At 25.8% G+C, this 13,558-nt stretch carries 11 protein-coding genes; 1 reads left to right on the forward strand and 10 read right to left on the reverse strand.

All coding sequences use genetic code 11. The features are described 5' to 3' along the window. Window positions 1-439 precede the first annotated feature (439 nt). The 4 genes from recQ to ACYUEX_RS08140 form a co-directional block, all read right to left on the reverse strand. Window positions 440-2,881 (reverse strand): DNA helicase RecQ, encoded by a 2,442-nt coding sequence (gene recQ / locus ACYUEX_RS08125; protein WP_460287504.1) that lies wholly within the window; start codon window positions 2,879-2,881, stop codon window positions 440-442. A 183-nt stretch (window positions 2,882-3,064) separates the two neighbouring features. Continuing rightward, the gene (locus ACYUEX_RS08130; protein WP_460287506.1) at window positions 3,065-3,742 is read right to left on the reverse strand and encodes a TIGR01906 family membrane protein; all 678 of its coding nucleotides are present in this window, start codon (window positions 3,740-3,742) and stop codon (window positions 3,065-3,067) included. A 190-nt stretch (window positions 3,743-3,932) separates the two neighbouring features. Continuing rightward, window positions 3,933-4,712 (reverse strand): EFR1 family ferrodoxin, encoded by a 780-nt coding sequence (locus ACYUEX_RS08135; protein WP_460287507.1) that lies wholly within the window; start codon window positions 4,710-4,712, stop codon window positions 3,933-3,935. Between the two features lie 197 nt (window positions 4,713-4,909). Then, window positions 4,910-6,235 (reverse strand): APC family permease, encoded by a 1,326-nt coding sequence (locus tag ACYUEX_RS08140; protein WP_460287508.1) that lies wholly within the window; start codon window positions 6,233-6,235, stop codon window positions 4,910-4,912. A gap of 301 nt (window positions 6,236-6,536) precedes the next feature. Between ACYUEX_RS08140 and ACYUEX_RS08145 the strand changes: the two genes are divergently transcribed. Further along, the gene (locus ACYUEX_RS08145) at window positions 6,537-6,800 is read left to right on the forward strand and encodes a DUF1294 domain-containing protein (protein ID WP_460287509.1); all 264 of its coding nucleotides are present in this window, start codon (window positions 6,537-6,539) and stop codon (window positions 6,798-6,800) included. Between the two features lie 65 nt (window positions 6,801-6,865). Here the strand turns inward: ACYUEX_RS08145 and ACYUEX_RS08150 are convergent, their stop codons facing one another. The 6 genes from ACYUEX_RS08150 to ACYUEX_RS08175 all read right to left on the reverse strand — a co-directional run bounded on the left by ACYUEX_RS08150 (window position 6,866) and on the right by ACYUEX_RS08175 (window position 13,550). Then, window positions 6,866-7,492 carry an ABC-2 transporter permease gene (locus ACYUEX_RS08150; RefSeq protein ID WP_460287510.1) on the reverse strand — a complete coding sequence of 209 codons (627 nt, stop codon included), beginning with the start codon at window positions 7,490-7,492 and terminating at the stop codon, window positions 6,866-6,868. Window position 7,493: 1 nt separating this feature from the next. After that, window positions 7,494-8,345 (reverse strand): ABC transporter ATP-binding protein, encoded by an 852-nt coding sequence (locus ACYUEX_RS08155; protein WP_460287692.1) that lies wholly within the window; start codon window positions 8,343-8,345, stop codon window positions 7,494-7,496. 2 nt (window positions 8,346-8,347) lie between these two features. Next, a complete protein-coding gene (locus tag ACYUEX_RS08160) occupies window positions 8,348-8,722 on the reverse strand; it encodes a GntR family transcriptional regulator (RefSeq protein WP_460287511.1) in 375 nt (124 codons plus the stop codon). 341 nt (window positions 8,723-9,063) lie between these two features. Next, a complete protein-coding gene (gene aspS / locus ACYUEX_RS08165) occupies window positions 9,064-10,848 on the reverse strand; it encodes an aspartate--tRNA ligase (protein WP_460287512.1) in 1,785 nt (594 codons plus the stop codon). A 16-nt stretch (window positions 10,849-10,864) separates the two neighbouring features. After that, a complete protein-coding gene (gene hisS / locus ACYUEX_RS08170) occupies window positions 10,865-12,112 on the reverse strand; it encodes a histidine--tRNA ligase (protein ID WP_460287513.1) in 1,248 nt (415 codons plus the stop codon). A 13-nt stretch (window positions 12,113-12,125) separates the two neighbouring features. After that, on the reverse strand, window positions 12,126-13,550 hold the full coding sequence (locus ACYUEX_RS08175; RefSeq protein ID WP_460287514.1) for a coproporphyrinogen III oxidase: 1,425 nt from the start codon (window positions 13,548-13,550) through the stop codon (window positions 12,126-12,128). Between the last annotated feature and the right edge of the window lie 8 nt (window positions 13,551-13,558).

Below are 13,558 nucleotides of genomic sequence, written 5' to 3' on the forward strand. Positions count from 1 at the left end.
CCTCCTTAAAATATATTTATAAAAAAGGCGAGCCCAAAACAAATAGAATATTGATTTATTCTATCTAATTTGGTCTCGCCTGCTTTACCAGTAACAATCCATATTTAATTTCCTTTTAACATGTATAATTAAAAATTATACCTAATACTATTAGTTTTACTAACTTACATCTTATTATTTATATATTTAATTGTTTTTAAAAAATAAGACCCTATTAAATACAAAGATGCTATTAACAATTCTTTGCATTGAATAAGGTCTCGCCTGATAAAATCAGTAACAATCAAATATTTAATTCCAAATGTAAACTTTTACTTTATGTTTATATAATATCATTTAAAATTTATTTGTCAATAACTTTTTTAAAATTTATTCATTATTTTAATTATGAAAATTATTTATTAATAACTTCCATAATTAAAATAAAATTATTGTTTTATTATTTAATACTAAAATACTCTTTTAAAATAACAGCTCTTATTCCTTCATATTTAATATTATCTGGTAGTGCTTTTTTTAATACTCCCACCTTATCATAACCATAATTCTTACAAGCTTCTAATATAATTTCTTCTTCATAAGTATTATAATACTTATCTAAATTTAAATTAAATACAGTATCTCCTGATTCTTGTATATAATCAGTTATATATCCTAAAATTGTAGAAATTGAAATCTCTAAATCTAATGATACTTCTTCTAAACTCATCCCATTTTTTATATAATCTAATGTAATTTCATTATTACTTCTGCTTTCACCATCTAATATTAACCTTTTTTTCTTTTTTTCCTTCCAGACTCTATCTATATCCTTTTCTATTAAATATCTTTTAACTTCTTTAAGTATTTCTTCTCCATAAGATACTATTTTTTTAGGTCCTACCCCTACGATGTCCTTTAGCTCTTCGTCATTACATGGGTATCTACCACTAATTTCTTTTAAAGAATTTTTACTAATTATCATACTAGGTATAGTTCTTTCTTTTTTTGCAAACTCACTTCTTAGTAAATATAGTCTATCTAGTAACTCTTTATCGCTTTTTACTTCAAAAAATTCTTCATCCTCTATATAATTATCGTTTTTATCCTTCTGATTGCTAATCTTAATATTATTTACTTCAACATAATTCTTAATAACTTCAATAAATCTTTCTCCATATTTATTAAACTTAGTTTCTCCAACACCTGAAATATCTAACATAGAATCTTTATCTAATGGATATTTCACAGTCATTTCTTTCAATGTACCATCACCAAATATTACATATGGTGGCACATTTTCCTCTCTAGAAATATTTAGCCTTAACTCTCTTAATAATTCGAATAATTCATTATTTGCTTCTAACTTTCTTACAATCTTAACTTCCTTTAATAATACCTGCTCCTCTCCCTTTAATACTTTAACTGATCTATTATTAAGCCTTAAAATAGGATATGTTCCTTCAACAGATTCTAAAAAGCCATGTGATATTAAAGTGTTAATAAATTCCTTTAGTTTCTCATTTTTATATTCTTTCATAATTCCATAAGTAGATAGTTTATCAAAACCTGCTGATACTACCTTATTATTCTTGGATCCTCTTAGAACATCAATTAACATTGTTGTTCCAAATCCTCTTTTCATTCTATATATACAAGATAAAACCTTTTGAGCATCTATAGTTTTATCTACAACCTCACCTTCACTTAAACAGTTACTACAATTATTACAATCCTCTTCAATTTCATCTCCGAAATAATTTAAAATATACTTTCTATAACAACTATTACTATAAATCAAATCAACCATCTGTTGTAATTTCTTATATTTGTTTATCTTTCTAGTTTCATTTTCTACGCTAGCTTCAATAAGATATTTTTGAGTATGTATATCTCCAGGAGAAAATAATAAAACACATTCACTTTTCTCTCCATCTCTTCCTGCTCTACCTATTTCTTGATAATATCCTTCAATATTTTGTGGCATATTATAGTGAACTACAAATCTTATGTTTGGTTTATCTATCCCCATTCCAAATGCATTAGTTGCAACCATTATAGTAAGTTTATCCTTTATAAAATTCTCTTGGTATTCTTTTCTTAACTCATCATTTAATCCCGCATGATATTTTCCAACATTATAACCCTTGGAGATTAAAAGATCATAAATATAATCTACCTCCTTTCTTGTTGCTGCATATATTATCCCTGAATTATCTTTGTTATTATCTATATATTTCAGTATATAGCTTTTTTTATCATTTCCTTTTTCTATATTAATAAATAAATTTTCTCTATCAAATCCCGTTATAAATAAATTTGGATTTCTAAGTCCAAGTAAACTAATTATATCTTTTTTTACTTCTTCTGTTGCCGTTGCAGTAAAAGCTGTTATTATAGGTCTTATACTAAGCATATCAATAAACTTTTTTACTCTTCTATAGCTTGATCTAAAGTCATGTCCCCATTGAGATACACAATGTGCTTCATCTATTGCAATTTGACTTATTTTACATTCTGTTATTGCCATAATAAATTCATAAGACTCTAATCTTTCTGGAGCAACATATATTATTTTATATTTATTCTCTTTTATGTTACTTATTATTTCATTAAATTCCTTTGAGCTTAATGAACTATTTAGATATGTAGATTCTATTCCCATTTGTTTTATTGTATCCACTTGATCTTTCATTAAAGATATAAGTGGCGATATTACTATAGTGATTCCTTCAAGTAATAAAGCTGGTATTTGATAACAAATAGACTTTCCTCCACCTGTTGGCATAATTGCTAATACATCACTTTTATTTAAAATACTTTTTATTATACTTTCTTGTCCTTTTCTAAAACTCTTATAGCCATAATATTTTTCTAATATTTCTAAACTTCTATCAGTCAAATTAAACACTCCTTACTAAAGTAAAGCTACTTCTTTAAATATATTATAATCATAGACAAAACATACGTTCTTAATACATAAAATAAATTTTTAAATAGTACAAATAAATATTTTTTAATTCTGATGAAAAAACATTTAGCACTTAAATAAAAGTGAAGGAACCCCCTCACTCTTCTAAATTGTTTATAATTGTTTATAATTAACTAAATTATTTTTACTTCCAATTTTATAATAAAGAATTTTGTAAATAATTATTGAAATACAAATAAATAACAATATTATTATAGCATATAATTTAAAAACTTCCTCTGGCAAAACATTTATAATAGGATCTGTAACTGAATCAAAAATCCAATAATCATTATTGAAAAATATCTTATGGAAAACTACAAAAGACTTTGAAAAATCTATAGATATTGATAATAGCAAAAATGTTATTATGCTTATAAGTGTATTTGCTCCATAATTAAGCATTTTAAATAAGTTAAATTCTTTATTTTTATACTTATTAATAAAATATAAAACTACAAAAAATATTGTTAGTATTATAACTATTAAATATATACTTAAAAATATTTTTTTAACCTCATAAAAATGAAATTCTCCATTGTTACTCATTATAAAATTATTAAACTTTAATTTTTTAATAAAAGGATTCTGTAAGTAATTAAGTAAAATATTATAATCGCTTATTAAATTTTCTTTTGATATGCTCCCCAATTCAGTTAAATTATACTTACTTATTGAATAAGTATAAATAATCCTTAAATTTAATGATACTATTACACTTAATCCAATAGTAAATAAAGCCACCATTAATCCTTGTATTGACTTAAATAATATACTTAGTAACCTCTTCATTCTATACCTCTTCCTATAAATTAAATAACTTCTATTTATTAAATATATAATATTATATCATTAATTCACTTAAATATAAAAAAAGAAGGTATACCTTCTTTTAATAATATAATTTAAATTATTTACATCTTTCTTTAAGCCTACCTTTTCATAGATGATATTATAACTTAATTTTAAACTTCTAAATAAACTAACCTACTATTAAATTAATATTGGCTTTATATTGAGAGTACTTTTTTTCTTTATATAATATTGCATTTTGTGGGCAAATACTTATACATCTACAGCACATTATACAATTATCTCTAAATTTAATTTCATTAGTGATATTCTCTATATTTTTAGTTGGACAATTTCTAACACATAAATTGCATTTATCACAGTTTGAATTTATTGAAAACTTATAGGAATTCTTATATAATTCTCTTGTTCTAAATTTTGATAGTCTTTTAATAATATTTCCTTTAAAATTACTAATGTTTTCTTTACTATAATTTTCAATAAGAAAATTTTCTACTGAATTCTTTACTTCATCAGCTGAAATTTTATAAATTTCTTCTAAATCTCTAACCTCTACATTTTTATACTTCTTACTTAATATATAGCTATTAGGCATTTTAAAATTCTTAGTAATTACAACCTTATAGTTCTTTTCCAATAATAAATCCTCTAACTCCTTAAAAGATGATTTTATTACATCTCTTCCTGTAGAAAATATCATGGTTTTTATTTCTTTTTCTGAATAATTTATATTATCCTTTATATACTCCATAAAAATTTCAGGGATATATTCAAAATATTTAGGAAATCCTATTATTAAATAATCATATGAATATTTTTTAATATTAATATTTTCCTCAATAGAATGCATATCTATATTACATTTATTTTTTATAAATTCCTCACATAACTTATTTGCTATAAATTTTGTATTTCCTGTACCACTAAAATATAAAATTAATCCCTTCAATATAAATCTCCCCTTCTCTAATATATTAAACACTTTAATATACATAAAATTAACATATTAATCTTATGTAAATAATTATATATCACTTGTAAAATATTGGGAATGTTTTTATATTTTCATTTTTTTATCTTATTCTTATATTTTCTACAAAATATAAAAAGATAGGATATTTTCCTATCTTTTCTATATAATTATATTTAACAATTTTCTTTTTTATATTTCCAAAATAACATTGCAGATATTAAAATAATTCCACAAATTATTGCATATACCAAGAATAAAGGATTATTAAGACTTCCAAATAAAATTATTAATGATCCTACAGTAGCAAGAATAGGATTTACTTTTCCTCTTAATAAACCTTTAATTTCACCTGCTAATCCCATTTTAAAGACTTTAAAGTATAGTAATATATATAATAAATAATTTACAGTAATAGACACCTCTGATATATCACTATTTGGTAAATAATTATATTTTTGTGTTATATAATGTATGAATAAACAAACTACTGATATTATAAAAGATATTATTGCTGAGTTAATAGGCATTCCTAAATTCTCGTTAACCTTTTTTATCTTATTTGAATTTGGAAACATACCTCTAATAGCTAATGAATAAGGCATTCTAATATGCCCCATTATCAGGCCATTAACAGTTCCTAATATAGATACAACTACAAATGTTAGTATTATTTTAGCTCCCCAAGCTCCAAATAATCTATTAGCTGCTAAATTTACATGTGCATCACCTATATTCATAATTGTTTCAGGTCCAACATATATACTTATTCCAACAAAATATAATACATAAATAATTAGAATAAAAATAGGTGCAATTATCAATGCCTTTGGTAAATTTCTTTTAGAATCCTTTATTTCATGTCCAATTGAGGTTGCAATTATCCATCCGTCAAAAGAAAATGCAATAGGAGCTATTGCAGTTATCCAACTAGCAGATTTCATATGAGTAATATCACTTATTGCTATTTCACTAGGATTTCCAAAAAAAACTCCTGCTAATGCTATAAGTATTAAAGGAATAATTTTAATTATTGTTGACGCATTTTGAAAATATCCACCTAATTTAGCAGATAATACATTAATAATATAGAATGTAGTCATAACAATTAAGGCTATTATAGTCTCAGTAAGTAATCCCCCATTTATTCCAAATAACATACATATATATATTCCTGATACCCAAGATACCACTGCAGTAAGAGTTGGGTAATATAAAAAAGTATGAAACCATCCAAAAGCGCACGCTATAGATTTGTTATAAGAATATTCAGCATAAGTTATAATGCCACCTGCTTTTGACTTTCTTGATGCTAACTCAGATATAGTTAGACTTCCAAATATTATTCCCATAGCAGCTATACAAAAAACAAGTACACCTAAACTTATACTTCCATTAGTTGCTACTAATATATTATCACTTTTAAAAAATATACCAGATCCTATTACTATTCCTACTATCATTCCTATGGCAGTAAATAAACCATATTCATTTTTCTTCATTTTTCCACCCCTTTTTATAATCTCCTATTAATAATGACAAATACTATGTACAATATATCACAGAAAAATAAAAATAAGAATATAAATTTAATTATTTTTAAATAATTTTTCAAAATTTTATTCATTTTATTAATTATTAAGTTGTTATCATTATACTAAAATATTTTTATATTCTTTCAGTTTTTTTAAAGTATATAATTAAATAAATGGCAATAAAACTTATTTATCAGTATACTTTATTTGCATAATAACTTTTATAGTTTATACTTATATATATTAAAAATTTTTATAGGAGGTCTTTATGAAAAATAATTTAATTTATTATATTTTTCTTGTTAATCTTATAGCTTTTATAGTAATTTATACTGATAAGCAAAAGGCTATAAGAAAAAAATGGAGAATAAAGGAGTCAACTATTATATTTTTATCACTAATGGGTGGTAGCATAGGAACATATATTGGAATGTACACTTTTAGACATAAAACAAAGCATTTAAAGTTCACTTTAGGTGTTCCTATAATAATATTAGCACAAGTGCTAGCTTGCATATTTATAATAAAATAGAACTGGATAATTTATTTTAAATTATTCATTTCTATTTTATTATATTACATTATACCTATTTGATATTATATATCCTTTTTTGAATAGAGATTAGATGTAACAAAATATGAAGTTAACACTATCGTAAATATACAAAGAATTATAAATATCTTTATAATAAACATATCAAAATTAATTTTAGGTAAATATTTTATTAAGTTACTTGAGAAAATCACTGGAAGTATTGTTAGAAATACCATTATTATTCTACCCTTTTCAAAACCTAAAAGTAATTCCAGTGGTATCAATATAGTCATCATAAAAATCCCTATTCCAATCATTATATAAACTAAAGACAATAATGGAAATAGTTCACCTTTATTTACTATATTTAAATAAATTAATGCTTCATATAATACTGATGATATTATAATAGCTATAAATGTATTTATTGCTACATATATATATCTTGACAATATATAATCACTAGGTTTTATTGGTAATGAATATATTAAATAACCTATTTTACTTTTTTCTTCATAGTAAGCAGTGCTATAACATGTTGCCATTATAAATAATGCTCCACTAAAAGTTATCATTTGAGGATTCATTACTCCAAAAAATATCCCCATAGCGATTATCAATAACATATATTTTTTTAAAGCAAATATGGTTTCAAATTGCAAAAGTAATAAATTAAATATTTTTCTCATTTTAATCCCTCCTAGTATAATAAAGCATAATATCCTCTAAAGTAGGTTTTTCATAAATAACTTCATTTCCGAATATTTCGTATGCCTCTACTTTATTTGATGTAAGTCCTTCAAATCCAAATCCATTTATTTTAATTGAAATAAGATATTTTTTTGTTTCCTTATCTAAAAGTTCCTTCTTTCCTTTAATTAAAGAATGTTTTTCTAATATCTCGTCTTTTTCACCATATAAAACAATTTCACCTTTATATATAAATATAATATAATCTGCGCATTTATCTAAATCACTAGTTACATGAGTAGAATAAAATATTGTAAGATCTTCACTTTCTATTTGCTCTTGTAGTATTTCTAAAAACTCATTTCTTACAACAGGATCTAAATTAGCAGTTGGTTCATCCATAATCAAAACTTTAGGTTTTATAGACAATGCCATAGTTAATTCAAATTGCTTCTTTTGACCCTTAGATAGCTTTCCATAAATCATACTTTCGTTTATATTAAACTTTTTAATTAATTCGTTATATAATCCTTCATCCCATCTATCATAAAATTTGCATATATTATTTTTTATATTTTTTATCTTACTTTCTTCTAAGAATCCAGATATATCCCCTACAAATCCTACATATTCTTTAATTTTTAAATTTCTTAAAACATCTTCTCCAAATATCAGTATTTCTCCTGAATCACATTTAATCATGTTCATTATGGCTTTTATAGTAGTAGTTTTCCCAGAACCATTTGGTCCAATAAAACCTGTTATAAAGCCCTCTTTTACTTTTAATTCTTCTATATTTAATCTGAAATTTTTATATGCCTTTATTAAATTCTTAATCTCAATTGCTTCCACCATTATACCTCCTCATATAAATTTCTAAATATCTCAATTGCTTCCTCTAAAGTTAATCCAATAGCTTTTGCAGAAATTATTGCTTCTTCTAACTTATTTTCAATTTCAAACATGGCAACTTCTCTAAGCCTTTCATTATTAGACTCTGATACAAAAGTTCCTTTTCCAACAACGGTTTTTATAAAGCCTTCCTTTTCAAGCTCCTCATAAGCTCTCTTAGTTGTAATTATACTTACCTTTAGCTCCTTAGCTAAAGTTCTAATAGATGGTAATGCTTCGCCAGGCCTCAAAGTTAAATTTATAATTTGAGTTTTAATTTGCGTTTCTATTTGTTCATATAAAGGCACTTGTGAAGAATTACTAATTATTATATTCAAACTCTCACCTCCAAGTGTGCATAAAGTGTGTATATATTATATATACATATATTAATTCATATATACACCTTTGTCAATAATTTATAAAAAATAACAATAAAAAAGTCGCCAAGGCGAGCTTGCCGAGCTGTCGACTTTTTTTTCGCGCATGTGCATTTCTGAAGCTTGCCTGAGGAAAATCTTGCACGCACACCTTATTTTATTTTTTACTCTATAGTGCTAACTTTAATAACTTATATGCTATAAATAATTTATCTATAGATTTTTAGAATATAATTTTCAGTAGAGTAAAAAAAAATAGATATTGCTATAATAAATAACAATATCTATTTAATATCATATTAATTTTCTTTTACGTTTATTGAAATTCCTAATTCTTCTAATTGCTTTTCATCTGCAATATTAGGAGCTTCACTTAAATAGCAATAAGCATTTTGATTTTTAGGGAATGCTATAACATCCTTTATATTTTCTGTTCCAGCTAAAAACATTACCATTCTATCTAATCCAAATGCTAAACCTCCATGAGGTGGTGGTCCAAACTTAAATGCATCTATTAAGAAACCAAATCTTTCTTGAGCAGACTCTTCTGTAAAACCTAATGCTTTAAACATTCTTTGTTGAAGCTTTGAATCGTGAATTCTTATAGATCCTCCACCTAATTCTTCACCATTTAAAACTAAGTCATATGCCTTTGATCTTACTTCTCCTGGATTAGTTTCTAACATATCTAAATCTTCATCCATTGGTGATGTAAATGGATGATGTGCTGCATGGTATCTTCCTTCTTCCTCATCATATTCAAATAGAGGGAATTCTGTAATCCATGTAAAATTAAATTCATTTTTATCTTTTATTAAGTCAAATTGTTTAGCAAGCTCTAATCTTAAAGCTCCTAAGCTTTGGAATACTACTGAATTTTTATCAGCAACTATAAAAATAGCATCTCCAACTTCTGCATTCATGGTTTTAATTATTGAATTTGTAACATCATCACTTAAGAATTTAGCTATAGAAGATTTAACACCATCTTCTTTTATTTGTATCCAAGCAAGGCCTTTAGCCTTATATGTTTTAACAAATTCGCCTAATTTATCTATTGGCTTTCTTCCTAAATCAGCTCCACCCTTTAAGCAAAGTGCTCTAACAGAACCACCAGCTTCAATAGCTGATTTAAATACTACAAAATCCATATCTTTTACGTCTTCTGTAATATTAGTTATTTCCATTCCAAATCTTAAATCTGGTTTATCAGAACCGTACTTTTCCATAGCATCTTTAAATGTCATTCTCTTTATTGGTAGTTTAACATCTACTCCTGCTACTTCTTTAAATACATGTTCTATTAACCCTTCATTCATTTTTATAACATCTTCTTGCTCAACAAAACTCATTTCCAAGTCTATTTGAGTAAATTCTGGTTGTCTATTTGCTCTTAAATCTTCATCTCTAAAACATTTAACAATTTGATAATATCTATCAAATCCTGAAACCATTAATAGTTGTTTAAAGATTTGCGGTGATTGGGGAAGTGCATAGAACATTCCAGGATAATTTCTAGAAGGTACAAGATAATCTCTAGCTCCTTCTGGAGTACTCTTTGTTAACATTGGAGTTTCTACTTCTAAAAAGTTATTATAATCTAAATAATCACGAACTGATTTAGAAATTCTATTTCTAATCATAAATATTCTTTGCATATCTGGTCTTCTAAGATCTAAATATCTATATTTTAATCTTATATTTTCTGCAGCATCTAGCCCTTCCTTTATGTATATTGGAGGTGTTTCTGATTCAGAAAGTATTTTTAAACTTTCACATTTAAGTTCTACTAATCCTGTTGGCATATTATGATTAGGAGCCTCTCTTAAAACTACTTCTCCAGTTACTGCTATACAATATTCTGGTCTTACATCTTTAGCCTTTTCAAAAGCCTCTGAATTTATCTCTTCACCAAATACTATTTGCATTATTCCTGTTCTATCTCTAAGGTCAATAAATTGTAGACCTCCCAATTTTCTATTTCTTTGCACCCAACCCATTAATGTGATTTTTTGTGATACGTTATTTCCTCTAACTTCTCCACACATTAGGGTTCTTTTTAAGCCACCTAAAGCTTCACCCATTTTTTCTTCCTCCTAACTATTTTATAAGCTTTGCTATTTCTTCTATATTGTCTAAACTTACTTCAAAATGTTCACCATCGCTCATTCTTTTAAGCTTCAATGTCTTATTTTCAAGTTCGTCATCACCTAAAATTGTGGTAAAAGCTGCACCTATCTTGTTAGCATATTTCATTTCTGCTTTTATACTTCTACCCATATGATTTATTTCTGTCTTTACACCAAGAGCTCTTAATTTATTAGCTAATACAAAACCTTCTATCTTAGCATTTTCACCTCTTGCTCCTATATAAATATCTACTAGTCCTTCATTCGGAATTTCTATTCCTTCTTTTTCTAAAGTCATTATAAGTCTTTCTAACCCTAATCCAAATCCTACAGCTGGCATTTCTGGCCCACCGATTTCTTCTATAAGCTTATCGTATCTTCCTCCACCACAAACTGTAAAATCATCATTTAATATTTCAAAAATTGTCTTTGTATAATAATCTAATCCTCTAACTATACCTGGATCAATTTTATACTTTATATTTAAAGCATCTAAATACTTCTTCACTTCAGTAAAGTGAGAATCACATTCTTCGCATATATAATCTAATATAATTGGAGCATTCTTAGTTATTTCATTACAACTTTTTTCTTTACAATCAAGAATTCTCATAGGATTTTTTTCAAATCTAGTTTTACAAATTCCACAAAGATTATCATAATTTTCTTCAAGATATTTTTTTAAAGCTTCATTGTATTTAGGTCTACACTTAGGACATCCTAAGTTATTTATATTTAAACTTAAGCTTTTAAGTCCTAACTTTTTTAATCCTTCCATAGCTAATGAAATTACTTCAGCATCAATTGAAGCTTCTTTTGAACCAAAAACTTCAACTCCATACTGATGGAATTGTCTTAATCTTCCCTTTTGAACATTTTCATATCTAAAACAAGGTATCATATAATAAAGCTTAGTTGGTTGAGCCTCATTAAATAGCCTATTTTCAATAAAAGCTCTTACGGTTGGAGCCGTACCCTCTGGTTTTAAAGTAATACTTCTATTACCTTTATCATTAAAAGTGTACATTTCCTTTTGAACTATATCAGTAGTTTCCCCAACTCCTCTTAAAAATAGTTCTGTATGTTCAAACATAGGTGTTCTAATTTCTCTTACACCATATGCCTTTGATACTTCTCTTAAAACTCCCTCTACATAATGCCACTTATATGCATCTTGAGGTAGCATATCCTTAGTACCCTTAGGTGCTTGGATTTCCATAAAATATCTCCTCCTATTTAAGGTAAAGTGTATCTAAAAGTTTTTTCTTTTCCTCTACCATTTCCTTAATTCTACTTGTGTACTCTCTAATATCTTTAACATTTCCAAATCTTTCAATTCTATTTTCCCTTAAAAAGACAACTTTAGATACAGCATCTGCTCCTAATGCTATTATAGTTTGTTTATCTTCTATCATTTGAATATTATATAAACATTCTTTTCCTTCTTTAGAATAGCCTAAATTCTCCATATTGCCAACCATATTTTTTTGTCTATACATATAATAAGGTTCTATATTTAATTTCTCTGAAATATATCTGCTTTCTTCATACATTTGTGAAAGTTCGTTTTGTTTTTTTATTTGAATTCCCTTCTTCAATATGAAGTTCTCATAAAGAATAGATGCCCTTTTTAAAGATAATCCATGAACTGTTAAACTATCTGGATGTAGTTTTAATATTTCCTGTGCTGTAAACTTAACCTCGTCTATTCCTTCTCCAGGAAGTCCTATTATCATATCCATATTTATATCGTTAAAACCTAAGTCTCTTGCTAATTTAAACTTATCTATAACGTCTTTAGATGTATGACCTCTACCAATCATTTTTAAAGTGTTATCATTCATAGTTTGAGGATTAATACTTATTCTAGTAGTGTTATACTTTTTCATTGTTTGAAGTTTTTCTAAAGTTATGCTATCTGGCCTTCCACATTCTACAGTAAACTCAAATATGTCTTTATCTAAAACAAAGGCATTATAAATCTCCTTCATAATAGATTCAAACTCTTCATTATTTACAGCTGTAGGAGTTCCACCACCAAAATAAACACTTTCTATATTTAAATCTCTTTCATCAACATATTTTTTCATTTCTCTTATTTCATAAGTAAGAGCTTCTAAATATGGATTAACAAGTTTTTTATTTCCTCCAATAGGATTTGCTGTAAAAGAACAATAAAAACATCTCGTTGGGCAAAATGCCATTCCTATATATATAGCAATATTTTTTTCATTTTTATTTACAAATCTCTTCTCTTTTTTAGCTACCTCTATACAAAGCTTTGCTTTTTCTTCTGAGGCTAAATGCCTATTTTTAAATATTTCTATTATTTCTTCTTCGCTTCTTCCTTCTTCTAAATAATTTAAAGCTATTTTAGAAGGTCTTATACCTACAAGTATTCCCCAAGGATAATAATCCCCTGTAATTTCACGTAATGAAGAAAAAATCAACCTTTTAATATCTTCTTTTAGACTTTCTCCTAAAGTACTTTCCTTATAAAACTCTTTATAAGTTAAAGATACCTTTTGTTCTTCAATATTTACTATATAATCTCCATCTTCTACGAATTTTAATTCATCTAATGGAAAATATATATTAAACATTTGATACACATCATATCTATATTTTAAATCATTTAATCTTATTTTTAATTTCATTTATTCTC

The organism is Clostridium sp. CTA-7, assembly GCF_054768095.1.

Excerpts from the sequence above, each read along its gene's own strand:
- ACYUEX_RS08130 (WP_460287506.1), bottom strand. The coding sequence starts at position 3,742 with ATGAAGAGGTTACTAAGTATATTATTTAAGTCAATACAAGGATTAATG.
- ACYUEX_RS08140 (WP_460287508.1), bottom strand. The coding sequence starts at position 6,235 with ATGAAGAAAAATGAATATGGTTTATTTACTGCCATAGGAATGATAGTA.
- aspS (WP_460287512.1), bottom strand. The coding sequence starts at position 10,848 with ATGGGTGAAGCTTTAGGTGGCTTAAAAAGAACCCTAATGTGTGGAGAA.
- ACYUEX_RS08145 (WP_460287509.1), top strand. The coding sequence starts at position 6,537 with ATGAAAAATAATTTAATTTATTATATTTTTCTTGTTAATCTTATAGCT.
- hisS (WP_460287513.1), bottom strand. The coding sequence starts at position 12,112 with ATGGAAATCCAAGCACCTAAGGGTACTAAGGATATGCTACCTCAAGAT.
- ACYUEX_RS08175 (WP_460287514.1), bottom strand. The coding sequence starts at position 13,550 with ATGAAATTAAAAATAAGATTAAATGATTTAAAATATAGATATGATGTG.
- ACYUEX_RS08150 (WP_460287510.1), bottom strand. The coding sequence starts at position 7,492 with ATGAGAAAAATATTTAATTTATTACTTTTGCAATTTGAAACCATATTT.